Below are 24,474 nucleotides of genomic sequence, written 5' to 3' on the forward strand. Positions count from 1 at the left end.
TAAGTAAAATTATATAAAAATTTACTATATAATTCGCTTAAATATTCTCTAGATTCCCGCTTTTAGCTAGAATGACATCAAAAATTCAATCAAGCCATGCAACGAGGCTTTCAGTTGCTCGCCATGACGGATTTTTATTAATTTCTTGATCCATGCAACAAAGCCCCACTTTACTAGGAATGACATAACACAAACCCAAAGAAACATTAATGATATTACATTACATCGGTGCATTATTAATTATTTTCGGATTATTTGCCATATTGTCCGGTATTATCGGGCTTTTTCGGTTGCCGGATTTTTATACGAAGCTGCATGCGGCAAGTGTTATTGAATGTGCAGGCGTGCCTCTCTGTTTAATCGGTCTTGCATGCACTCAAACAAGCGTAGCTAGTAGCATAAAATTAATTTTAGCAGCTTTTTTAGTTTTTCTATTAAATCCGGTTTCAACTCATGCCTTAGGTAAAGCATCTTTATTGATGAAGGTTAGAGCTTATTATAATAATAAGAAAAATGACTGATAATTTTTTCAACCTACTGGCAATTATAGATTTTGAGTTAAGTAATTATTTACTTAATCTAGCCGCTCTTTTATTAGTTATTATTTCTATAAAACTTGTAATTGCTAAAAGTCTATTAGAGGCAGTAGTTACTATGTCGGTATTTAGTTTATTAATAGGTCTATCTTATCTACTCATGGACGGACCGGATGTTGCTATGACCGAAACGGCGTTAGGTGCTTGTCTGTCAACATGCGTATATTTGAGCTTGTTAAAAAATTTGCCGATAACAGCAACAACTAATATTAAAAAAACAAAAATTATTCCGGCAGCTATTATATGTTTAGCTTTTATAATAACGCTTGTTTATGTAGGGCTTGAATTACCGCATTACGGCGACATCAACGCACCTTTGCATACTCACTTAAGTAAATATTATATTGAAAATACTGGTAATGATATCGGTATAGACTCGTTTGTTGCTGCTTTGCTTGCAAGCTATAGGGGGTTTGATACTTTAGGCGAAACTAGTGTAATTTTAATTGCCGGAATTTCGGTATTATTATTACTATCGAGGAAAAACAATAATGCTTAAAGATTATCCAATAATTAAAAATGTTACGCTTTTTTCTCTACCTTATATATTTTTATATAGTTTATATATTCAAATTAACGGTGAGGTCTCGCCCGGAGGCGGATTTCAAGCGGGCGTTATATTTGCTTCCGCTCTTATCGGCTTTGATTTAGTTTACGGAGAGAGTAAAAAACGATATTTTTCTACTGATTCTTTGCTTTTTATTGCTGCGTTAGGGGTGATAATATATGCTTCTGTCGGCGTGATATCCCTATTGTTTAACGATAATTATTTAAATTATTATTCTCTGGCAAATTTTACAAAAGATAAGCTATCGGCTCAACATAGCGGCATATTTATAATCGAAATAGGCATTGGGCTTAGCGTTGCAGCAGTTATGTATTTAATTACGTATCTTTCTGAATTTAGCTGTGAGAACTAACTGAGATGTTGTTGCTTGCGTAGGTAGGAAAATCTTGTCATGTCGGCGTTGTTGCATGGTGCTAAAAAAGTGCCATATGTGTCATTCCTGCGAAAGCAGGAATCCAGAGAATATTTAAACGAATTATATAGTAAATTTTTATATAATTTTGCCTATTTTAAGTGTTTTTTCTGGATTCCCGCTTTCGCGGGAATGACATCAAAAATTGTGAGCGTTCACAGAATGATATTTTTAAAAATGGTGATTTGGATCGATTCGCATATTATCAAAATTAATTTGTAGTTCCTGCTCTAAAATTTCATATAATTTCATATCGGTTTTTGTTTGCCAAATACCTAATTTATAAAAAAAATGGTAAGGACCGCTAATAGGTGAAGACAACCAAATTTCCTTAGCCGCACTATGCTTATTAATTACAAAAATGCCCTTATCGGTAATTAGATTTAAAATATCCCCTTGAAAATCTACATCTATGAGGCAGCTTTTATCTTCCGTTTCAATTATATCGGCTATCAAACTAATTGTTTTTTCCGCTATTTTTGCAAATTCAGTATTTTCCATTATTCTATTATTATTAAAATTTTGTGCACAGAGCCTAATCATTCATATTTATTATATCTGTCGGCAGTATTTCTATTTGCGGCGTTTTAATAAGCAAACTTTTTCTGTAGTTGTCTACATGCTTATTATGATCAGCAATATTATTAGAAAAATTATGCCCCCCTTACCGTCGACAACAAAGTATAATGAGTTAATTTTAGCCGGATTTGCTACCGCTTCTAGCGAGCCTTTGGAAGGGCAACAAATCGGACCGGGCGGCAGCCCTTTTATATAATAAGTATTATACGGTAATTCTTGTAGCAAATCTTTTCGAGTTAAAGACCTACCTAACTTGACTTTTCCTTCGGTTAGTGCATATATCGTAGTAGGGTCGGCTTGTAATTTCATATTTTTCCGAAGACGATTTAAGAATACCGCAGCAATCATAGGTTTTTCTAAATTTGAACCGGCTTCTTTTTCAATTATAGAGGCAAGCGTCAACACTTCAAGCCTAGTTTTTAACGGCGAATCAGGTGAGAGCTTTGCCATAGTCTCATCTAAATTAAAAGACATTAGCCCGGATATTGCATGAGATATAGGAGACAAAATCCTCGTAAAGCTGTATAATACTGGTATTTCATTAGAATAATACAAAGGATTTTGTCATGACAAATTGTATAGCATATAGTTACCAGTTTTCCAAAGTAAAAAATCGGACAATAGAGATAAATTTCACTGGAGGTGATATTAGTAGCGATGGAGGTGTGTTGTTATTAAGAGAAGCAGATAAAAGGCTTGGTATAACAGAGGAGCTTGCTAAAATATTTCCTGATAGACGAGATGGTAGTAAAATTACCCATAATATGGCAACAATGCTGAGGCAACGAATTTATGGTATTGCATTAGGTTATGAAGATTTAAATGACCACAATTATCTACGAAAATGTCCTGCTATGCAAACAGCTATGGAAACAATTGATGATATGGCAAGTAGTTCTACCTTATGTCGTATAGAAAACAATGCTGATAGACACTTTGCAATTAAAGTGCATGAACTAATGCTTGATAAATTTATTAAGTCTCATAAAATAGTACCAAAGCAGCTAATACTTGATTTTGATGCTACGGATGATGAAATTCATGGGCAACAGGAAGGTAAGTTTTATCATGGTTATTACGGTCATAATTGCTTTTTACCTTTGTATGTTTTTTGTGGAAAGCATCTGTTAGTTAGTTATCTTAGGACGTCAAAGCAGGATCAAGCAAAACATTCTTGGGCAATATTATCATTGTTAGTAAAACGTTTTCGCCAAGCTTGGCCAGAGGTAAAGATTATTTTTCGTGGTGATAGTGGATTTTGTCGTCATCAGATGTTTGATTGGTGTGATATTCATAATATAAAATATATTGTAGGAATGCCCCAAAATAACAGACTAAATGAGTTACTGAAACCTACAATGGAGAAGTCAAAAGCAGCATTTATTATAACCCAAGAAAAGCAACGTCTTTTTAGTGAGTTTCCATATAAGGCTGGTAGTTGGAGTCATGAACGTAGAATAATTGGTAAGGCAGAAATGACAATGCTTGGAGAAAATCCAAGGTATATAGTAACTAATTTATCAGATAAACCTGAAGATTTATACGACAAAGTTTACTGTGGTCGTGGTGATATGGAAAACCGTATAAAAGAGCAACAACTAGAATTATTTGCAGATCGTACTTCTTGTCATAGATGGTGGGCTAATCAGCTCAGAATGATTTTATCGGGTCTTGCATACACTTTAGTAGAATATATCAGAGGTAATTTATTACAAGGTAGTGCATTAGCAAAAGCACAAATAGGTACAATACGTTTAAAATTATTAAAAATTGGGGTAGTAATTATCCGTAATACTAGGCGTATTAAGTTTTTGTTATCTTCATCATATCCTTACCGACAGGTATGGAATCATGTGATGAAGAAATTAGCATTAGAATAACCTAGATTAGCACTGTTCCCGGTGCTTAGAAAAAATGGGGTAAGGGGCATTACATCTAAAATTTGAAAATAACGGCTTCAAAGCACTTTTTGGCAAAATTTTTACAAAAGTATCATTGCTAATATTATAAATTACTCAATTTCTTACTTTAAATCTCACTTCATGCAATATCCGGGTTAGCTTTCTCATCCTATCAATTATTTGTTCTTTCTGATCACCATAAGAATAAAAATAAGTTGAAGGCATCAAAAAACCTTCAGGAATAATACCTTTTATCTCACCTATTAAACGGTCTTCTTCATTAATCTTTTTTACGATCTCACTGACCCACACCCCTTCGGGAATAACTAACTTATGTATAATAGACTTACCGCTTGCTAAAATTTTTAAAGTTTGCAGCGGAGAGATATTACTCGTAAAAATATATTCACCGCTTTTAAGCGGATTTTTTAAAGAATAAAGCCTGGCAATGATTGTAAATAGTTCCGGATATTTGATTATATTGTTATCATAGAGCTTTGTAACAATTTGATTTACGGAAAGTTTAGGCTCAATAATTAATGTTTTATTTTCAGGCAACGATCCCGGTACAAAAAGATAAAATATACTAAAATTTAAAAAAGTAATAAATAAGATTAGCAATAAAATTATAAAAGTAAACTTAGCTTTCAATGTTTTTTTTAACATGGTGATTATATATATTAACATAAAAAACCCGTCATTACGAGAGACGGTTGGTGTTGTCATACGCATCAAGTTAAGCCATAATTGTTAATAATTTTAGTGTATTTAAGGAAGATAATCTGGTTTTACGATATTTATCTTTCAAAGAAAATTTCCCCCAATCTATAATTAATTTCTTAAGGAACTGCTCTAAATCATTAAGACGTCCAGTAATAGACAGGAATAATTCTCTTGACCTTTTCTGTAGTTCAATAAATGCTTTGGTTAAACTAATTTCTCTATCATTTGCTAATTCTACACAATTCGATAATCCATGAAAAATAAGCACACTACATAATTTACCATATAATTCACACAAAACTCTTGCAGGTTTACTTCTCCCTTTAAGATTCTCAATTTTTGCATGACTTTTATATAATTTAAATAATAATTCAATTTGCCATCTTGCTCGATAAATTATCATTATATGCTCAGCATTAACCATATCCTCTGATATATTAGTGATAAATATTGACCAATCTAGTAATCTCTGGTTTCTTGAAGAAGATTTATATTTATGAGACTTAGCTAATAAATTAGCCTTCCTTCTTCTACCAATAGCCTGTTCATCAGTCAATTTATGACATATAATCCGTAGCTTAACTTTTGCTTGTTTACCTAAAAGTACATCTTTTGATAAAAAGAATTTATTATCTAATAAGTTTAATAAATCAATTTTTTCCTCAGTGATAGGGTCATATATATTAGTATCTGCTTTATAACGACTAATAAAATATGCACCAAGTTCGATAATTTGAATAAATGAAGCTGGGACAAAATAACCTAAATCAGATATTAATAAGTCCTTAGTAGATATGTTTGATAAATGTTCTCTATATCCTTGATCAGCCCTTATACCTTCTGTTATATCGACTTTATCTAACGATTGATTTAAATAATCAAATACTACCTGTAATTTAAGAGAAGATTGCACTGTACTACTACGCCCCTTATAGCAAGCACCGCAACCCTTATACATATCCGCCATATTGGCAGGTAGAATAATATGGCTACTATCCAATAATTTAACGCTATTAAATTGCTGCAAAATGTTGCAATCAAGCGGCATAGTATTTCTAAATAATTTCAAGCATTGTTCATACATTGACTGCATAAATTTTACTGCTACCTCAGTAAACCTAAAGTCTAAGCCTTGGGCAGAAATATCTATAGTTTCTTCACTTAAAAAGTTACGCATTCCATCAAGACTACAATTACTATCGCTCATATTACCAAACACTATAGCTTTTAGAAAAGCTGAACCAGTTATTTTTCGTTGTCTCTTAATAAATCCTGTTGTAATGGATAAATTATTGGCTGTCTCTCCAAAAAACTCTTGGCATAGTTTTGCTAAGTTTACTATTTTCCCCATAGTACAAATTCTCACAATTTAGTTGTTAATCTTGCAAAAATTTATACCATATATTAGCTTCTTTTTAATTCATAATTTACTACCGTAATACCAGTATAACCTACTTGCTTTTCTTAACTTGATGCGTATGGTTGGTGTTGTTGCGTGGTTCTAAAAAAGTGCTATATGTCATTCCCGCGTAGGCGGGAATCCAGAAAAAGTACTTAAAATAAGCAAAATTATATAGAAATTTACTATATAATTCGCTTAAATATTCTCTGGATTCCCGCCTACGCGGGAATGACATCAAAAATTTGATCCATGCAACAAGACCTTCAGTCGCTCGCAATGACGTTTAGGGTATCCACGCAACAATGCCCTTCGTGGTCTTGCCATGACAGTTTGGGTATCCGTGCAACAACGCCCGCCATGATGCGACATAACATTTTAAGCGATTTTAACTATAGCTGATTTATTTCCTCTAAGCTTAATTTAGTTACTTTTGCTACAAACGTAGGGGTCATTCCTAATTTTATTAATTCTATAGCAACATCTTTCAATATTTCTTTATTATTAGCGGTAATAAATGCATTCGTTATATTAGCGTTATTTAATTCTTTGTCCGGTAAATCCATTTTTTTAGGTCTAATTTCATTTAACCTAGCAGGAAGGGTAATAATATAATTCGCTTCGGCAAAGCGATTTAAGATAAGAACAATTTTACCGTAATGAGCGTTAATTATTTTTTGTATCTCTTCGGAACGAATTTCATTTATCGTAGTATATGCCGGACGTATCATTTTTCTTATGTCTTCCGGTGTTAAAGTAGAGTTTTTTCCGATAATTAAAATTTTTACCGCATCACGTTTAAGTTGTTGAAAATTATTCAATGATTCAAGGTCGTATAGTAATTCACTATCTTCAACTATTACCGAAATATTTGGCGTAGAAGAATTCATAACGGCATGATTAAAGCAATCAAAAAGCGTTTCTTTAATAAGCTTTGGATCAAGCTGTATTTCTGTTAAGTTACTTTTAAAATCAATAGGTATTTCAAGGTGAGAATAACCGTGAAGCTTTTTATACTCACTAATTACATTTTGCAAAAAAGGCTGAAATTTTACTTTTTCAGGAAAAATTTTAATTTTATCTTTTATTTGAAAAATTACGGTATCTAAATACTCTGCTCCGGATTTTAGTTTTTCTACAATATTTACCAATTCATGTTTTATATTTTTTAAATTATTGGGATTTTGCTTATGTAACTCCTGCTCTAAGTTATTAATTTGTCGATGAATTGATTTAAATACCGCTATACATTGATCATCAAGGCGGGAGATAAAATCTTCACGATAATTTGCGAGTTTTATCAACTCTAACTGTTGTTGTTTATTATTATTGTTAAGGTAAATTCTTATTGTTTCAGCCATTTCCTCATTCTGTTGTTTCGGTTTAAGGAAAATAATTATTACGGTACCTATCAAGAGAAGAGCATATAAAATAAATTGATTATATTCTATAACCATTTTAATATTACCGCCTATATAATAGGAGTATATTTCAATAGCCAGATATACTCCCGATATAATCATTATAAAAGCAATATTCCACCGTACTATAATTGCCGCTACTACAATATTTAATATAAATATCGTAACTTGTAAGTGTGAAAAGCTGCTTAATAAAACAAAGAAAGTACTACAAACTATCAATAAGTAAAAAACCGATATATACCATGCCGGTCTTATAATAATATTATTTTTAATGCTAACCGGCCAAATCGGATAAGTCAAAAAGCTAATAGAAAGAATTAACATACTTTCAAAGAAAAATAATAATGTTTTATTACCTATTATATTTGTTATGGAATACATGCTGCTGATAGTCGAAACTATACAGAATACTCCAAAGCCTGTATAAATTAACTCGTTTTTAGGTGCATTTTGGTTAAAAAATGTTACAATATTAAATTTCTTAATAGAATTAACTACAGTATTAAACTTATTTGTCGGTCTAATAATCGGTTCTTTTTTTTGCCATCCTCCAGGTTGCTTTAGTAAATAATGACTCCCCATTAAAAATATGAAATTAACTACCATACCGGGTAGAATACTATCGACATTTGTAATATCCATAAAATATATTCGCCATATTATAACAGCGATAAGACCCGCTCCCATTCCTATAAATACGGATTTAGTCGAGGTACGAAACCCAAGTATTGCAAGGATAAGAGGAACATCGATAATAGGGATATAAAAGCTTTGCGTCATAAATACAAGCGGTAATAAATCATATTCTAACAAAGCCAAATATATAGAAATGCCGCCAAGCGTAATAGAAATAATTTTAGATAAAACTAGTTCATTTTTAAATTTAATATTTAACGGACTACAAAAATCATGAGTTAAAAGTACGGAAGAAGCATTTATATTTGAATCGGCCGTAGACATACACATTGCGACAATCCCTATTAATATAAAGCTTTTTAATCCCGTGTGAGAATATTGACCTATTATATATTGAACCAAAGAAGTCGGCTCAAGGTTAGGGTGTATACTATATAGTAAAAAGGCAATCCACGCCATGCCGAGCAAAATTACCATCAATATAAACGCAGAAATGGTAAAAGCTTTTTTTACCTGCAGTATATTTCGCCCCATCGCTACCCTTTGAAACATCACAGGGTTAATGTCCGGCAAAGAAAATAGTATAAATAATAATAATAATGACCAAAAATTTGGATTTGAAAAACCCCAAAATTGTTTATAGTCAAATATTGGACTGGTTAATGCATTGGCAAAAGTAAAATTAGGTTGGCTATTAAAATCACTCCATAATACAAATCCTAGAACCGGTATTAATACCCCAAAAGTAAAAAATTGTATTATATCGGTGAAAGTAACGGACTTAATACCGCCGAAAGCTGAATAAATTATTACTATACCGGCTGCTAAAAAAATTGGCGTATTACCGGATAATCCAACGAAATTTTTAAGAACTTCGCCGAAAACTTTAAATTGAACGGCTATAAAACCTGCAGAGGCTATAGTACCGGAAATAGCTGAAATAATACGGACATTTTTACCGTATAATTTTCCCATTGATTCCGCAACTGAAATGCTACCTAAAAACTTCCCCATTTTAGGAATAAATAAATATGCATTTAAAAGCAGACAGACTACCATACCAAGGCAACCAATGGTGTAATGTAGTCCTGTATTATAAACTTCCGCTAAAGTAATAAAGAGATAATCCCCACCGATCCACGTAGCGATTATAGTAGAAACTAAGGCACCCGTGCTAAAATTTCTTCCGCCAAGTGCATAATCTTCTATAGTTTTAACTTTTCTACCGTGATAAAGCCCAAATGATAGGTTAACTAATAAAAAACTAAGGAAAATAATTGTATCTAAATTCCAATTAATATTCATGCATGATTCTCCTGATAAAAAATTACCGTTATTAGGTCCTGTGAACAAAATTTAAATTATTTATACTTTGTTCACAAAACCTAGCTTAGTTAGGCAGTATTTGTTATAGGGATGTCATTCTCGCTAAAGCGTGGTCTTGTTGCATGGTTCTTGGAATCCATGGTGAGCGACTAAAAGCACTGTTGTGCGGTTCTAAAAAAGTGCTATATGTCATTCTAGTTCCTTGATCACGGCATCCAGTCTTTTTATTAAGGTTTTTTCTGGATACCGTGGTCAAGCCACGGTATGACACCATACTTTATGAGCCATGCAACAACATCGTCGAAGCCACGGAATGACAGAATTTTACCTCTTTAATTTAAACGTTCGTACAACACAGGGTACAAGCCGCGGCATGACACCATACTTGCCGATATTTAGTAAATCTCCTTCACAGAATCTAAAATATTAATAATTTATATTTAAAAAAACAACCATTAATTGTGAGTATTACATAAAATTTATTTATCTTGAAAGCGTTGTTGCATGGATACCCAAATCGTCATGGCGAGCGACTGAAGGCTTTGTTGCATGGATCGAGCTTACCTCGTCATTGCGAGGAGGGATTGTTGTGTGGATCATAATTTACCGTATTATGGTTACTACAAGTATGGTGTCATACCGTGGCTTGACCCTGTGTTGTACGAACGTTAAAGAAAAGGCTGTGTCATGCCGTGACTTGATCACGGCATCCAGAAAAATAAAGCAGTATTAGGCTTATTTTAGAGTCTTTTTATGACATTATAGACTGGATTCCGTGGTCGTAGCCACGGAATGACAGAATTTTCACCTCTTTATTTAAACGTTCGTACAGTAGAGGGCTTGACCACGGTATCCAGAAAAAACCTTAATAAAAAGACTGGATGCCGTGATCAAGGAACTAGAATGACACCGTACGCTTTGCAAAAATTAGAGCCACGCAACAACGCCTATCTTGAAACGGAATTATTATTAAAATCCATTTTTCTATAGCTTAATGCTTCGGCAATATGTAACTTATATACTTTATCTGAATCCTCAAGATCGGCAATAGTTCTTGCTACTCGGAGGATTTTGTTATAACCACGCATAGATAATCGGAATTTTACTGCCGCCTCATTTAACAATTCTTTCCCATCATCTATAGGCATTGCATAATCTACTAGCAACTGCCCGTCTAACCGATTATTTGTTTTGATATTATATCCTTCATATCTTTTTTGCTGTATAAGACGGACTTTTTCCACTCGGACAGCAATATCGCTGGAATTTTCCTCTTCCGGATGATTATTATAATTTAAAAAATTCATATTATTAGAAACTTCTATATTTAAATCAAACCTGTCCATAATAGGACCTGATATTTTCATTTGATAATCACTCCCGCATTTGGGAGCTTTTACGCATGCTTTATAAGGATCGCTTAAATAACCGCATTTACATGGATTCATGGCAGCTATTAACTGAAAATCTGCCGGATATTTTATATGGGAATTTGACCGTGAAATTAATATTTCGCCGTTCTCTATCGGTTGCCTTAAAGATTCGATAACATATAGCTAGAAGCTAATAAAACGGCTATGGACAATAATCTCTAAAGAGTTGATCAATATCACATTGATATTTTCTCCTAATAGATTTAGCTTGAGCCCATTTATGTTCAATTGGATTTAAATCTGGGCTATATGCCGGTAAATATTCAAGGATATGCCCAGCATTTTTGATATAATATTGCATATCTTTATTCTTATGAAAAGCAGCATTATCTAAAACAATTACACAACCATCTGGTAATTTAGGCATTAAATCCTCTTTTACCCAATGAGTAAAAGTTTGTGTATCAATATTATGTTCGAAAAGACTAACTGTCAAAAGTGCTTTGTCTAGCAAGGCTCCTATAGCATTAGTACGTCCTTTAGCTCCCCAATCATGTGTACCAAAACATCTTTCTCCCTTCATAGAATATCCATGAGTACGAGGCATGTCATGCATAAAACCACTTTCATCCAAGTATACTATAGGTTTTCCATCATGTGTATATTGAGTAATTTTATTTTGAAAGCATAACCTCTCTTTTGCTTTGGCTTTTGGGTGATTCAGTGTTTTTTTTATATGTAATATTTAAGCGTTTAAGAGCTCTCCAAATGCCATGTGTACTTACAACTAAACGTTCAGCTCTCTCATAATTATAAGCATCAGGATAGTCCTTGACATCTTGTTTTAATGCTTCCATGTTGATTTTTGTTGCAGGTTTATTACGAGTACGTGAAGGCTCCAAACGTTTTGCCCAACGCACTAATGTTGTCTTCCCTACATCAAAACGCTTGGCTGTTTGTACATAACTTAAACCTTCTTTGTTCTTTATCTTAAATACCTTTCTACGAAAATCTATACTATATGTCATAAGTCTTTTTTTATAGCCGTTTTATTAGCTTCTAGCTATATTGTGGAAATTCAGGCAATTCGTCTAAAAATAATATGCCGTTATGAGCTAACGAAATTTCTCCCGGTTTAACTTTTTTCCCTACTCCGCCCCCTACCATCGCAGCTATCGAACAAGAATGATGCGGTGCTCTAAACGGTCTAACCCTAGTAAGTTTACCCCCTGAAAGTTTACCGGCAATGCTTGCAACGATACTACATTCTAAAATTTCTTCCGAAGACATTTTAGGCAATATTCCCGGCATACACTGAGCTAACCTTGATTTACCGGTACCCGGAGGACCGAACATTAAAAGATTATGTCCTCCTGCCGCTGCAATTTCCAAAGCTCTTTTTACGGTTTTTTGACCTTTTATATCTCTAAAATCGGGATAATTTATTACGCTATTATCAGCTTGCGGCTCAGGAGCCGTTAAAACTTGTGAACCTTTAAAATGATTGACTAATTCAATTAAATTACCGGATACTAAAAGTTTATTATTGCCGGACCAAGCAACTTCTGAACCGTTCCGGCGTGAGCAGATAAGCCCTTTACCGCGTGCTAAAGCTCCAATTGCTGCCGGCAAAGCTCCATTGACCGGTAAAATAGAACCGTCTAACGATAATTCACCCATTATAAGATATTCTTGTATTTCAATATTAGGCAAAATATTCATTGCCGTAAGTATAGAACAAGCAATAGCAAGGTCAAAATGACTTCCTTCTTTAACTAAATCGGCGGGTGCTAAATTTATTAGAATTTTCTTTGTAGGCAGTGCAAGCCCGATCGAAGAAAGGGCAGCTTTTACTCGTTCTTTTGATTCCGCAATAGTTTTATCGGCAAGCCCTACTATAGTAAAAGACGGAATACCCGGCGATATCTGTATTTGCACATCAACATCGGTAATTTCGATTCCGTTAAATGTTAAGCTAGCAATGTGGACTATCATGAGTTCGTTGTTTGTGTTTAGCCTCGGTTCACCTGAGGAGGTGTCATGCCGTGGCTTGTACCTGTGTTGTACGAATGTTAAAGAAAAGGCTGTGTCACTCCGTAACTTGATCACGGCATCCAGAAAAATAAGACCATATTAGACTTATTTTAGAGCCTTTTTATGACGTTATAAAACTGGATTCCGTGGTCGGAGCCGGCATTGTTGCGTGGATCAAATTTTTGATGTCATTCCCGCGAAAGCGGGAATCCAGAGAATATTTAAACGAATTATATAGTAAATTTTTATATAATTTTGCTTATTTTAAGTGTTTTTTCTAGATTCCCGCTTTCGCGGGAATGACATATAACACTTTCTTAGAGCCATGCAACAACACAGGCTTGACCACGGTATCCAGAAAAAACCTTAATAAAAAGACTGGATGCCGTGATCAAGTCACGGCATGACATTGAAACCATTTCTCGAGCCACGCAACAACGCTGATCAAGTCACGGAGTGATCCTTTTTAATTAATTTCTACCTTCAGTTGAAAAGTCATATTACAATATAAATTTTGCTAAGTCAAGATTAGTTATTATTTTTGATAATTGTTTTTCCACAAATTCTTTATCTATAGTGACTTTTTGCCCTTTCATCTCGCTAGCATTAAAACTTATATCTTCTAATAAATTTTCAAGGATCGTGTGTAACCTTCTGGCACCAATATCTTCTACTTCTAAGTTAACAGTCGTAGCGTAACTAGCAATTTTTTCCGTAGCTTCTGCAGTAAACTCTATCTCTACTCCTTCCGTTGCAAGTAAAGCCGAATATTGTTTGATTAAACTCGCTTCCGGTTCCAGTAATATTTTCACCATATCATCTTTAGTTAACGGATGCAATTCCACTCTAATCGGTAATCTGCCTTGCAGTTCCGGCAATAAATCGGCAGGTTTTGTTAAATGAAAAGCTCCTGAGGCAATAAATAATATATGATCGGTTTTAACCGACCCGTATTTAGTATTAACGCTGGTTCCTTCGATTAAAGGCAGTAAATCTCTTTGAACTCCTTCACGGCTTATTTCTGAACTCTTTGCACTTGATGCAGAATTAGAAGCTATTTTATCGATTTCATCAATAAACACTATCCCGTCATTTTCAACTAAATTTATAGCTTGCCCTATAATTTTTTCTTGATCTATTAATTTTTCCGACTCTTCCGAAAGGATGATATTCATTGCTTCTTTAACAAGCATTTTTTTCAGTTTAGTTTTACTACTTCCTAAAGCTCTACCAAGCATATCACCTAAATTAAGAACACCCATAGAGCTACCGGGCATGCCGGGAATTTCAAAATTACCGCTACCTAAAGGCGGAGTAGTATCGGCAATATTTATTTCAATTTCGGTCTCATCAAGTGTACCGCTTAAAATTTTATCACGAAATTTTTCTCTGGTCTCTGTACTAGAAGACTTACCGACTAAACTATCTAATATCCTTTCTATTACTTTTTCTCTAGCATTGATATTTACTTCAATTTTAGCTTGAGATTTCTGAGTATTAACCGCTATTTCTACAAGATCACGTATTATTGATTCAACATCACGCCCGACATATCCTACTTCCGTGAATTTAGTCGCTTCTATTTTTAAAAACGGTGAACCGCTAAGACCCGCAAGCCTTCTAGCGATTTCGGTTTTACCGACCCCTGTAGGTCCAATCATTAAAATATTTTTAGGAACAATTTCATTACGGAGCATACCTTTAATATTTTTACGACGACAACGATTTCTAAGAGCAATAGCCACCGCTTTTTTAGCCTTGTCTTGCCCGACAATAAATCTATTAAGTTCGCTAACTATTTGAGAAGGGGTAAATCCCATAGAATCTTTTTTTTGAGTAGCAGTCATAAAACTTTTTCCAGAATGATATTATGGTTAGAAAAAACACAGAGATCAGCAGCTATATTCATTGATTTTAATGCAATATCCTCTGCCGTTAAATTATTATCGCAAGACATTAAACCTCTAGCAGCCGCTAACGCAAACAATCCGCCGGAGCCTATTGCCGCTACATTATTTTCAGGTTCAATTACGTCACCGTTACCGGTTAGAATTAAGATATGATCACTATCGGCAACTATCATCATTGCCTCCAAACGTCGTAAATATTTATCGCTACGCCAATCTTTGGCAAGTTCCACGGAACTCCTAAGCAAATTATGAGAATATTTCTCTAATTTCGCTTCTAACTTTTCAAACAAAGCAAGCCCATCGGCAGTAGAACCGGCAAAACCGGCGATAATTTTATTATTGGCGATAGTTCTAAGTTTTCGAGCTCCGGCTTTTAATATTGTATTGCCGTGCGACACTTGCCCGTCAGCAGCTATAATTACTTCTGCATTCTTTTTTATACAAAGTATTGTAGTGCCGTGTAAGTCTAGATTATTTGACATAATGAAAAATTTTAAATATTGATATTTAACAGTTAATTAGGTAATATATACCTGTCTTAGTTAATTATTTTTTCTTAAATTTCAAGGCTTATTAATGAATATATACGCAATATATATCAATCCTGAACAAAAAAGTAATAATTTTATTATTGTTAGAGAAGGATTTTCATGGAGAGCTTTGCTGTTTAATGTTTTTTGGGCAGTTTATCATAAAATATGGCTAGCTTTATTTTTAGTTATAATAATTAATATAATTGTAACGACAATTAATATTCAAGGATTAGTATTTATTAGTAAATTAACTATAATGCTGATATTCGGTTTTTTTGCTTCCGATATCAGGGAATATGATTTACAACGGAAAAATTATCGTTTGAGAGATGTAGTATTTGCACAGTCTGAAATAGCATACGCATCAAGTTAAGCCATAATTGTTAATAATTTTAGTGTATTTAAGGAAGATAATCTGGTTTTACGATATTTATCTTTCAAAGAAAATTTCCCCCAATCTATAATTAATTTCTTAAGGAACTGCTCTAAATCATTAAGACGTCCAGTAATAGACAGGAATAATTCTCTTGACCTTTTCTGTAGTTCAATAAATGCTTTGGTTAAACTAATTTCTCTATCATTTGCTAATTCTACACAATTCGATAATCCATGAAAAATAAGCACACTACATAATTTACCATATAATTCACACAAAACTCTTGCAGGTTTACTTCTCCCTTTAAGATTCTCAATTTTTGCATGACTTTTATATAATTTAAATAATAATTCAATTTGCCATCTTGCTCGATAAATTATCATTATATGCTCAGCATTAACCATATCCTCTGATATATTAGTGATAAATATTGACCAATCTAGTAATCTCTGGTTTCTTGAAGAAGATTTATATTTATGAGACTTAGCTAATAAATTAGCCTTCCTTCTTCTACCAATAGCCTGTTCATCAGTCAATTTATGACATATAATCCGTAGCTTAACTTTTGCTTGTTTACCTAAAAGTACATCTTTTGATAAAAAGAATTTATTATCTAATAAGTTTAATAAATCAATTTTTTCCTCAGTGATAGGGTCATATATATTAGTATCTGCTTTATAACGACTAATAAAATATGCACCAAGTTCGATAATTTGAATAAATGAAGCTGGGACAAAATAACCTAAATCAGATATTAATAAGTCCTTAGTAGATATGTTTGATAAATGTTCTCTATATCCTTGATCAGCCCTTATACCTTCTGTTATATCGACTTTATCTAACGATTGATTTAAATAATCAAATACTACCTGTAATTTAAGAGAAGATTGCACTGTACTACTACGCCCCTTATAGCAAGCACCGCAACCCTTATACATATCCGCCATATTGGCAGGTAGAATAATATGGCTACTATCCAATAATTTAACGCTATTAAATTGCTGCAAAATGTTGCAATCAAGCGGCATAGTATTTCTAAATAATTTCAAGCATTGTTCATACATTGACTGCATAAATTTTACTGCTACCTCAGTAAACCTAAAGTCTAAGCCTTGGGCAGAAATATCTATAGTTTCTTCACTTAAAAAGTTACGCATTCCATCAAGACTACAATTACTATCGCTCATATTACCAAACACTATAGCTTTTAGAAAAGCTGAACCAGTTATTTTTCGTTGTCTCTTAATAAATCCTGTTGTAATGGATAAATTATTGGCTGTCTCTCCAAAAAACTCTTGGCATAGTTTTGCTAAGTTTACTATTTTCCCCATAGTACAAATTCTCACAATTTAGTTGTTAATCTTGCAAAAATTTATACCATATATTAGCTTCTTTTTAATTCATAATTTACTACCGTAATACCAGTATAACCTACTTGCTTTTCTTAACTTGATGCGTATGGTCTGAAATAGAGGCTGAATTAAAATTTCTAGAATGCTCGATTAAAGCGTAAGTATGTCTTGCGAGGAGGTGCGTGTGTTGTTGTATGGCTCCTGCGATCGTCATGGCGAAGCCACGAAAGCATTGTTGCATGGATACCACAAACGTCATTGCAAGCGATGCGAGCGACTAAAGACCTTGCTGCATGGCTCGAGTTTTTGATGTCATTCCCGCGAAAGCGGGAATCCAGAGAATGTTTAAACGAATTATATAGTAAATTTTTGTCTAATTTTGCTTATTTTAAGTGTTTTTTCTGGATTCCCGCTTTCGCGGGAATGACATACGGCACTTTTTTTGAGCCATGCAACAACACCTTTAGTCGCTCGCAATGACAGAGTTTTGATTAATTACAGATTAAGCATATACATCATCTGCTTCTATATCAATTCCTTCAAGTGCTGAATCTTCCTTTAATGCTTCAATACTGCAACTAGTAAAGGGAGTGAAATTATTTTGTGTATTTGAGATTTCGTTAGTAATTGCAGATAAATTTAAAATTAAATTCTGTAGGTTATTGCTAGTATAATTTTCTAACATATTAAAATTTGTAACAAATACGTCTAATTCATTTTCACTAAGATCTCCTAACTCATTAAAGTTTAAAACTAATTTTTCTAGTTCATCGTAAGTATAATTTTTTAATGCATTAAAAAATTTATCTATATTTTCTTTTAAAAGAGGGTTTTTTTCACAAAATGCTTCAGTATATTCTCGTATTATTGTTAAAACTTGTTCTTTACCGCTATCATCAATAATATCTGCACTATCGGCAGTAATTTCAGGAAGACTTTCTGTTGTATTAAGCCCTTGTTCCTTGTTAATATTATCAAGTAAATTATCACATAATTTTTGGATCGCTTCGCTATTTTCTGCTATATATTTTTGCCCTACTGCTATCAAATTTTCCATATTTTTAGAATTTGCATTATCCAAGCTCGCAGTTTCTTTAGTAATAGGGATTGATATTTCAATAAATTCATCTTCTCCGGGTAAATCAGCCTTAACTTCTGCCGTAGATAAATTTTCATTACCTTTCATGATTCTGTTTAGTATTTTACCTTTAAGCAACCATCCTAATCCTCCGTCTAAACCAATTTTCGGTATTGACGTATTTAGCTCCATATCGTTATTAAAGTTAATAGAACAAATCATCGTATGATCTAGAATTTCTGCTTGTTCAGTTCTAGTATGACCTTTTTTAAGTGTTTTTAAAACTTCATAAGCCGGACGGTTTGCTCCAAGTCCCCCATCCGCATAAGCATATATATCTCCTTCTTGCTGGCTTTTAGTATATTCCCTATTTGTAACGGGTTTAAAAAAAGTCGGTGCTGCAGTTGTTGCAAGTATTATGTCTTTTACTTTAACATGTGAACTATAATTATCATCACTATCAAAAATTGTGGCTTCTTTTTCTTTAGCATTTAAATCGGTTACCGGAATAATAAGACGAGAAGTAGTATCGCTTAACCTATTATTTTCTAAATATTCGTCTAATATTTTTTTTAAAGAAGCTTGACTATATTTATGTGTAAATAGCTGTTTTAATGATCCTAAAAATACGTTAGGAAAAATCTCGGAAGCACTGTTAGTAAATATTTCTAATGCATCTTTTGCTGAATATTTGGCTTCTTTTGAACCCTTTTCTTTAGGAATAGTCAATAAGGCAGCTATTAACCCTCCAACACTGGTACCAGCAATAATAGGAAATAATTCGGATATAGATTTACCTGTTCTTTCTTCAATTTCAGTAAGTACTACTAATTCAGCTATGCCTTTTACTCCGCCGCCGGAAAGTGATAATACCCTATTAGTTTTTACAAAATCATTATCAAATGTGGCATGATCAAATGTAGATTTAGAGTTATCATAACCTGACTTAGCATTAATAATTGTTGTCATAGTATCCTCGCAATATATTTATTGTACACTATTATAAGAAAAAAGTTAAATATTGCAAACTATTCTTTAAGGAAATTTTACTAAGTAGTAAATTTTAATTAATAGTAAATAAGGGCATTAAGGCGGCGGATTGTTAATGTGAATAAAAAGTAAAAAATTATAATTAGAACTTGAATTTTTAGAAATTTGAGGTTAATATTACTTGCTTTAAAGTTTAAAGGCTTAAGGAGAGTATATTAAGATGAGTGAGATATTAGAACTTGCCGCAGAGGTGCGATCAGAATTCGGTACGGGTGCAGCAAGGGAATTAAGAAGAACAGGCAGAGTCCCTGCTATTATTTACGGAGCAAATAAAACGCCCGTTGCTATTTCCATCGAAGAGAAAGAAATAACAAAACATTACAGAAAACCGGCTTTTATATCCGGATTAATCAATATTATAGTCGGTAAAACAAAATATAAAGTACTGCCAAAAGCTATAGAGTTGCATCCTGTTACGGATATAGTACGCCATGTTGATTTTGTGTTTTTAGAAGAAAAAACTCAAAAAACGGCGATACCGGTAGTATATGAAGGGAAAGAAAGAGCACTTGGAGTAAAAAGGGGAGGATATTTTAATATCATAAAAAGAACGGTTCCTATGTTATGTGACGTTAATAATATTCCACGGAATATTACTATTGACGTAACTAATATGCCGATTGCTACTTCTATAAAATCTTCAAGTGTAAATTTGCCTGAAGGATGTCAATTTGCTACTAAAAAAGAATTTGTCCTTGCAACGATAATCGGACGTAGAGGAAAAGCTGACGCAGAAGAGGGAGTTGTTGCTGCTGAAGCGGCGAAATAGTGTGAGTCGTCATTGCGAAAAAGCCTTGTTGCATGGATTGTTTAAAAACGTTCTTGATGTCATTCCCGCGAAGGCGGGAATCCAGAAAATTATAGTCATCCTGAATTTATTTTACAGCTGTCCGAAGTTAAAAAACTAAGATTATTAAATAGTACTTGTTTTTGTCGTTAATGCTAAAAATATTACTATTTTGATATATTATAAAGCGAAAAGTTTTTATATTTTTTCTACTTATTTTTCCACTTCGGACAGTTGTAAATTTATTTCAGCATGACAAGGAAAAGTCTGGATTCCCGTTTTCACGGGAATGACATAGGAGAATGCCTCCTCGCAATGACGATTCTAGGCAATTTCCGATCCACGCACAATAAACCACACAACAAATAACCTCTTATATTATATTTCCTTCATCACCGCCCGCCGCACGCCAAATTCACATCAATCAAATTATAGTCTCTTTTTATTCAAGGTAATATTATGATTCTTGTTATCGGTCTTGGAAATCCGGGAATAAAATATCAAGATACAAGGCATAATGTCGGGTATATGGCTATTAATGAGTTAGCAAAATATTATCAATTATCATTTTCTTTGAAAAAAAAATTTAATGCCGAAATTGCTGAAGGAAATATAGAAGCGTATAAAATATTGCTGGTAAAACCGATGACTTATATGAATCTATCGGGTAATGCAATAACAGCGATAAAGTCTTACTATAATATTAAACTTGAAAATATTTATGTTATTCACGATGATATCGATTTAGCCGTCGGGAGAGTGAAATGTAAACAAGGTGGAGGCAGTGGCGGGCATAACGGCTTAAAATCGTTAGACCAAACTATAGGTAATAATTACCATCGTATAAGAATCGGGATAGGTAGACCGGAAAATAATGAAGAAGTAGCCGATTATGTGCTTCATAATTTTTTTAAGGCTGAGTATAATATAATAGAGTCGGCGATAGATAAAATAATTAATAATTTTGATTTATTGCTTGCAGGTAAATTAGAAGAATTTAAAAATAAAATATGAAGTTATTTAGGGTGTCATGCCGTGGCTTGACCCAGTAGTGTACAAACGTTCCCGATGTCATTCCCGCAAAGGCGGGAATCTAGTAATTAAGAGGCGTAAACGCTATAAGTTTTAAAACTAAAAGTTAAAATTGTTTCACCTTTTTCTGGATTCCCGTTTTCACGGGAATGACATAGAGCACATAACTTATCCACGCAATAATGCCATGTGAGAATAACGTTGAAGCGACTAATTTAAAAAAAACATAAGACACTATGAAAAAAGAATTACCGTTTAAAATTATCTATGCCGAGGAGAAGGATAAAAACCATCGATCTATCATTATCGAGGCTTTTAATAAAGATGCTAGAGAGAAAAAGGGCTTAGAAGGAGATATTAAATCTTTTTCTTTTTCATGTTTTGATAAGGATGAAAATTTTATTGCAGGAATTAGCGGTATGAGTTCTTGGGGTGGGCTTTATATCGGTTCACTGTTTGTAAATGAGGATATAAGGGATCAGAATTACGGTACTTTATTAATGGAAAAAGCTGAAGATTTAGCACGTGAACGAGACTGTAATTTTACCCATTTAATAACTATGGACTGGCAAGCAAAACCATTTTACGAAAAATTAGGCTATAAAGTTGAATTTGCCAGACATGGCTATGAGAAAGGCTCTATATTATACTCTTTAAGGAAAGATTTATTATTGTGAGGAGATACATAGCTCTTGTGGTAGCCAGTATTTCCTAGCTTAAGATTTGGTTTGCACTATATTAATTTACAAAAATACTATATTACTTATAGAGAAAAATATTAGAGATTTTGTTATGAGTGAAGAGCTATTACAACGGGGATTAAATAGAAAAACTCCAACATCCAAAATTGGTAAATGGGATTACTATAATATTGGAGCGACAACACTGAAAGCGTTAAAAAGTGCGGGTATCATACGTAATGTTGATTATGGTGTGTTAGAAAATAAAAAAGTTGATGCACTTATTGTAAATAAACAAAATGTCATTGCGATTGTTGAGTTTAAGCAGCCCAAAGAATTTAAAACAATATTGCAGCAACAAAAAGCAGTTAAGCAAGAAATCGAGGTTGCAAAAATACTAGGATCAAAAATAGTTATTGCAACAGATACGATTGATACTTTATGGGTTAATGCGTTAACAGGAGAATTAATTTTAGACGAAGACGGTAATCATATTTCCGTGCTATTTGATATAACTATTGAAACACTCCCGTTGCTTATAGAAAAAATCAGTTATTCAATAAATGAAACTAATAATCAGTTATTATCGCCAAAATTAGTGAATCCGACTTGTTTAGCAAGTTCTATATGGCAAGATGTTTGGAGCGTTAGCGGTGCTACTCCTGAAAATTGTCTTTATACTTTTGTAGAGCTTTTCATATTTAAGTATCTTAGTGATCTTGGTATTCTGAAATCTCGAAATAGTTTCTATTCTTTAATGGAAATGTATGCAACAGATACTTATGATGAAGTGCTAATTTTTTATGTCGATAATGTAAGAAAGAAAATAAAAGAGTTATTTCCTTATAATCCTCATGATAATACGACTATAATTAATGGTTCGATATTTGTAAGTAAAGATCAAAAAGCAGTCGCAGGTTATAGTACCGTTTTTTTCAAAGTACTTGACAAATTTAATAAGTATGGACGCCTTGAACATATTGATTACGATTTTAAAAGTAAATTATTTGAGAGCTTTTTAAAAGAAAGTATAAGCAAAAAAAATTGGGGGCAATATTTTACTCCAATGAAAGTAGTTAGAGCAATAGAAATAATTGTTCGAGATGAGATTAGAGAAGGAGCGGTGATATGTGATCCTGCTTGCGGTGTCGGAAAGTTTTTATTAGAACCGATAAAAAGTAAATTAGATCGTTTTTATCAAATTGAGGATGGTAAAATAATACCAAAAATAACTATTCGAGGTTTTGATAAAGGTTTTGACAAAGATGAACAGAGAACAATCATTCTTGCCAAAGCCAATATGCTTATCTACTTTAGTGAGATTATAAAAAATTATCCGAATCATACAAAAGAATTTGCAGATTTATTTAATTCTACATTTACTCTTAAAATCGGTTCAATTTTAGGTACTCTAAGAGATCCAATTGAAAATATATATGATTTAATTCTTACAAACCCTCCTTATGTTACTGATGGTAGCAGTAACTTAAAAGAAGAAATACAAAAAAATAATGATCTTAAGAAATACTATAAAATTAATGCAAAAGGGGTTGAGGGATTATTTATAGAATGGATAATTAGAGCTTTAAAGCCACATGGTAAAGCTTTTGTTATTGTACCAGATAGTATATTTGATAATCAGAATGGAAAAAATTTAAGAGCATTCTTACGTCAAGAATGTTTTATTGACGGAATAATATCGTTACCAGTAAACACATTTTTCACTACCAATAAAAAGACATATATTTTATGTATAACTAAAAAAAATAGTAAAACAGATATTCAGACTGATTCTGTTTTTACTTATTTAGTAAGTGAAATTGGTGAAAGCCGAGATATTTATCGCTTTGATATCGAACAAAATGACCTCATAGAAGCCACTACACTTTATAATTTCTTTAAAGGTAATAAAAAAGCATTTGAAACTATTAATAAAGATCCTCGTTGTAAAATAGTTTCAATAGAAAAGTTTAAATCGGATATTCATTGGGCGGTTGATAGATGGTGGAGTAAAGAAGAAAAAATTGCGTTAGGAATTGAAAAAGAAAATAAAACATTGAATGTTTTGGAGTTTAGTTCAGTAGTGTCAGGTATGGCTGATACTTTAAAAGCCTTCAGCACAACTTTACAAGAAATAAAACTTACTACTTGTAACAAAAATATTGCTAAAAGTAAAGAAGTTAGGATTGGTGATATTTTTGATTTACCTTCAATAAAGGGACTTACAAAATCATTTATTGAAGCGAATAAAGGTAACATACCAGTATATGGAGGTAAGAAAGACGAAGAACCTATCGGATATATAAAAGATAATTTAAATAATGTTGCATATTTTGAAAATTGTTTAGCATGGAATAGAGAAGGTTCAGTTGGCTATGTCTTTTACCATAAAAATAAATTTACAACGAATGATCATCATAGACCTATGATAATAAAAGAAGAATATACACAAATTCTAGATATCGAATATATGAGATACGCTATAGAAAATGTGTTATTAGCACAAGGTTTTAAATGGAGCAAAACAGCAAGTAAAGAAAAAGTTGCAAATTTATTGGTTAATATTCCAATAACCTTAACCGGTGAATTTGATATTGAAAAGCAGCAAGAGATAATAGCAGTGCATAAAAAAGTTGAAGATACAAAAAAGTTAATACAAGAAGAATTAAAAAGAATTCAAGAGTTTTCATTAGTAATATAGTTTA

Annotated in this window: 18 protein-coding genes and 3 pseudogenes; 8 read left to right on the plus strand and 13 right to left on the minus strand. The window is 32.9% G+C overall.

The window, feature by feature from the left end; all coding sequences use genetic code 11:
* The first annotated feature begins 209 nt into the window (after positions 1 to 209).
* Both AAGD48_RS02030 and AAGD48_RS02035 read left to right on the plus strand, forming a co-directional pair.
* Positions 210 to 521: a Na+/H+ antiporter subunit G gene (locus AAGD48_RS02030; RefSeq protein ID WP_341790253.1), complete on the plus strand. Its 312-nt coding sequence runs from the start codon at positions 210 to 212 to the stop codon at positions 519 to 521.
* Positions 514 to 1,516: pseudogene (locus tag AAGD48_RS02035) on the plus strand (DUF4040 domain-containing protein). The gene AAGD48_RS02030 and the pseudogene AAGD48_RS02035 overlap by 8 nt, the downstream one beginning before the upstream one ends.
* A 231-nt stretch (positions 1,517 to 1,747) precedes the next feature.
* Here AAGD48_RS02035 and cyaY read toward each other — a convergent pair.
* A complete protein-coding gene (cyaY, locus tag AAGD48_RS02040; protein ID WP_341790254.1) occupies positions 1,748 to 2,077 on the minus strand; it encodes an iron donor protein CyaY in 330 nt (109 codons plus the stop codon).
* A gap of 34 nt (positions 2,078 to 2,111) precedes the next feature.
* Positions 2,112 to 2,632 (minus strand): annotated as a pseudogene (gene mltG / locus AAGD48_RS02045) (endolytic transglycosylase MltG); the annotation flags it as partial.
* Between the two features lie 89 nt (positions 2,633 to 2,721).
* Between mltG and AAGD48_RS02050 the strand changes: the two are divergent.
* Positions 2,722 to 4,035, plus strand: a complete 1,314-nt coding sequence (locus tag AAGD48_RS02050; protein WP_341789277.1) for an IS1380 family transposase — start codon at positions 2,722 to 2,724, stop codon at positions 4,033 to 4,035.
* A 177-nt stretch (positions 4,036 to 4,212) separates the two neighbouring features.
* Here AAGD48_RS02050 and AAGD48_RS02055 read toward each other — a convergent pair.
* The 9 genes and pseudogenes from AAGD48_RS02055 to hslV all read right to left on the minus strand — a co-directional run.
* Positions 4,213 to 4,722, minus strand: a pseudogene (locus AAGD48_RS02055) (endolytic transglycosylase MltG); the annotation flags it as partial.
* Positions 4,723 to 4,792: 70 nt separating this feature from the next.
* Positions 4,793 to 6,130, minus strand: a complete 1,338-nt coding sequence (locus AAGD48_RS02060; protein WP_341790700.1) for an IS4 family transposase — start codon at positions 6,128 to 6,130, stop codon at positions 4,793 to 4,795.
* Positions 6,131 to 6,570: 440 nt separating this feature from the next.
* Positions 6,571 to 9,543 (minus strand): sodium:solute symporter family protein, encoded by a 2,973-nt coding sequence (locus AAGD48_RS02065; RefSeq protein ID WP_341790255.1) that lies wholly within the window; start codon positions 9,541 to 9,543, stop codon positions 6,571 to 6,573.
* A 968-nt stretch (positions 9,544 to 10,511) separates the two neighbouring features.
* On the minus strand, positions 10,512 to 11,111 hold the full coding sequence (locus AAGD48_RS02070; RefSeq protein ID WP_341790701.1) for an ATP-binding protein: 600 nt from the start codon (positions 11,109 to 11,111) through the stop codon (positions 10,512 to 10,514).
* A gap of 28 nt (positions 11,112 to 11,139) precedes the next feature.
* Positions 11,140 to 11,682, minus strand: coding sequence for an IS630 family transposase (locus AAGD48_RS02075; protein WP_341790702.1), 543 nt, complete (start codon positions 11,680 to 11,682; stop codon positions 11,140 to 11,142).
* A complete protein-coding gene (locus AAGD48_RS02080; RefSeq protein ID WP_341789396.1) occupies positions 11,612 to 11,965 on the minus strand; it encodes an IS630 transposase-related protein in 354 nt (117 codons plus the stop codon). Before AAGD48_RS02080 ends, AAGD48_RS02075 begins: the two co-directional genes overlap by 71 nt.
* A gap of 31 nt (positions 11,966 to 11,996) precedes the next feature.
* Complete coding sequence (locus AAGD48_RS02085; RefSeq protein WP_341790256.1) at positions 11,997 to 12,932, minus strand: YifB family Mg chelatase-like AAA ATPase; 936 nt, start codon at positions 12,930 to 12,932, stop codon at positions 11,997 to 11,999.
* A 539-nt stretch (positions 12,933 to 13,471) separates the two neighbouring features.
* Positions 13,472 to 14,818, minus strand: a complete 1,347-nt coding sequence (gene hslU, locus AAGD48_RS02090; protein WP_341790257.1) for an ATP-dependent protease ATPase subunit HslU — start codon at positions 14,816 to 14,818, stop codon at positions 13,472 to 13,474.
* Complete coding sequence (hslV, locus tag AAGD48_RS02095; protein ID WP_341790258.1) at positions 14,815 to 15,363, minus strand: ATP-dependent protease subunit HslV; 549 nt, start codon at positions 15,361 to 15,363, stop codon at positions 14,815 to 14,817. The genes hslU and hslV overlap by 4 nt, the downstream gene beginning before the upstream one ends.
* A gap of 94 nt (positions 15,364 to 15,457) precedes the next feature.
* On the opposite strand from hslV, the gene AAGD48_RS02100 reads away from it, so the two are divergent.
* Positions 15,458 to 15,787, plus strand: coding sequence for a DUF2628 domain-containing protein (locus AAGD48_RS02100; protein ID WP_341790259.1), 330 nt, complete (start codon positions 15,458 to 15,460; stop codon positions 15,785 to 15,787).
* Here AAGD48_RS02100 and AAGD48_RS02105 read toward each other — a convergent pair.
* Both AAGD48_RS02105 and AAGD48_RS02110 read right to left on the minus strand, forming a co-directional pair.
* On the minus strand, positions 15,784 to 17,121 hold the full coding sequence (locus AAGD48_RS02105) for an IS4 family transposase (protein WP_341790700.1): 1,338 nt from the start codon (positions 17,119 to 17,121) through the stop codon (positions 15,784 to 15,786). The genes AAGD48_RS02100 and AAGD48_RS02105 overlap by 4 nt on opposite strands.
* A gap of 523 nt (positions 17,122 to 17,644) precedes the next feature.
* On the minus strand, positions 17,645 to 19,189 hold the full coding sequence (locus AAGD48_RS02110) for a patatin-like phospholipase family protein (RefSeq protein ID WP_341790260.1): 1,545 nt from the start codon (positions 19,187 to 19,189) through the stop codon (positions 17,645 to 17,647).
* A gap of 241 nt (positions 19,190 to 19,430) precedes the next feature.
* Between AAGD48_RS02110 and AAGD48_RS02115 the strand changes: the two genes are divergently transcribed.
* The 4 genes from AAGD48_RS02115 (at position 19,431) to AAGD48_RS02130 (ending at position 24,470) form a co-directional block, all read left to right on the plus strand.
* Entirely contained in the window at positions 19,431 to 20,039 is a 609-nt protein-coding gene (locus tag AAGD48_RS02115) for a 50S ribosomal protein L25/general stress protein Ctc (RefSeq protein WP_341790261.1), read from the plus strand.
* Between the two features lie 477 nt (positions 20,040 to 20,516).
* Positions 20,517 to 21,071, plus strand: coding sequence for an aminoacyl-tRNA hydrolase (pth, locus tag AAGD48_RS02120; protein ID WP_341790262.1), 555 nt, complete (start codon positions 20,517 to 20,519; stop codon positions 21,069 to 21,071).
* 254 nt (positions 21,072 to 21,325) lie between these two features.
* On the plus strand, positions 21,326 to 21,766 hold the full coding sequence (locus AAGD48_RS02125; protein WP_341790263.1) for a GNAT family N-acetyltransferase: 441 nt from the start codon (positions 21,326 to 21,328) through the stop codon (positions 21,764 to 21,766).
* A gap of 115 nt (positions 21,767 to 21,881) precedes the next feature.
* The gene (locus tag AAGD48_RS02130; protein WP_341790264.1) at positions 21,882 to 24,470 is read left to right on the plus strand and encodes an N-6 DNA methylase; all 2,589 of its coding nucleotides are present in this window, start codon (positions 21,882 to 21,884) and stop codon (positions 24,468 to 24,470) included.
* Positions 24,471 to 24,474 lie beyond the last annotated feature (4 nt).

The sequence above is a fragment of the Rickettsia endosymbiont of Polydrusus tereticollis genome (assembly GCF_964026385.1).
GTDB lineage: Bacteria > Pseudomonadota > Alphaproteobacteria > Rickettsiales > Rickettsiaceae > Rickettsia.

Coding starts and splice junctions, on each gene's coding strand:
- AAGD48_RS02030 (WP_341790253.1), top strand. CDS start 210: ATGATATTACATTACATCGGTGCATTATTAATTATTTTCGGATTATTT.
- AAGD48_RS02130 (WP_341790264.1), top strand. CDS start 21,882: ATGAGTGAAGAGCTATTACAACGGGGATTAAATAGAAAAACTCCAACA.
- AAGD48_RS02110 (WP_341790260.1), bottom strand. CDS start 19,189: ATGACAACAATTATTAATGCTAAGTCAGGTTATGATAACTCTAAATCT.
- AAGD48_RS02080 (WP_341789396.1), bottom strand. CDS start 11,965: ATGACATATAGTATAGATTTTCGTAGAAAGGTATTTAAGATAAAGAAC.
- hslV (WP_341790258.1), bottom strand. CDS start 15,363: ATGTCAAATAATCTAGACTTACACGGCACTACAATACTTTGTATAAAA.
- AAGD48_RS02050 (WP_341789277.1), top strand. CDS start 2,722: ATGACAAATTGTATAGCATATAGTTACCAGTTTTCCAAAGTAAAAAAT.
- AAGD48_RS02100 (WP_341790259.1), top strand. CDS start 15,458: ATGAATATATACGCAATATATATCAATCCTGAACAAAAAAGTAATAAT.
- AAGD48_RS02085 (WP_341790256.1), bottom strand. CDS start 12,932: ATGATAGTCCACATTGCTAGCTTAACATTTAACGGAATCGAAATTACC.
- AAGD48_RS02065 (WP_341790255.1), bottom strand. CDS start 9,543: ATGAATATTAATTGGAATTTAGATACAATTATTTTCCTTAGTTTTTTA.
- cyaY (WP_341790254.1), bottom strand. CDS start 2,077: ATGGAAAATACTGAATTTGCAAAAATAGCGGAAAAAACAATTAGTTTG.
- hslU (WP_341790257.1), bottom strand. CDS start 14,818: ATGACTGCTACTCAAAAAAAAGATTCTATGGGATTTACCCCTTCTCAA.
- pth (WP_341790262.1), top strand. CDS start 20,517: ATGATTCTTGTTATCGGTCTTGGAAATCCGGGAATAAAATATCAAGAT.
- AAGD48_RS02125 (WP_341790263.1), top strand. CDS start 21,326: ATGAAAAAAGAATTACCGTTTAAAATTATCTATGCCGAGGAGAAGGAT.
- AAGD48_RS02060 (WP_341790700.1), bottom strand. CDS start 6,130: ATGGGGAAAATAGTAAACTTAGCAAAACTATGCCAAGAGTTTTTTGGA.
- AAGD48_RS02115 (WP_341790261.1), top strand. CDS start 19,431: ATGAGTGAGATATTAGAACTTGCCGCAGAGGTGCGATCAGAATTCGGT.
- AAGD48_RS02105 (WP_341790700.1), bottom strand. CDS start 17,121: ATGGGGAAAATAGTAAACTTAGCAAAACTATGCCAAGAGTTTTTTGGA.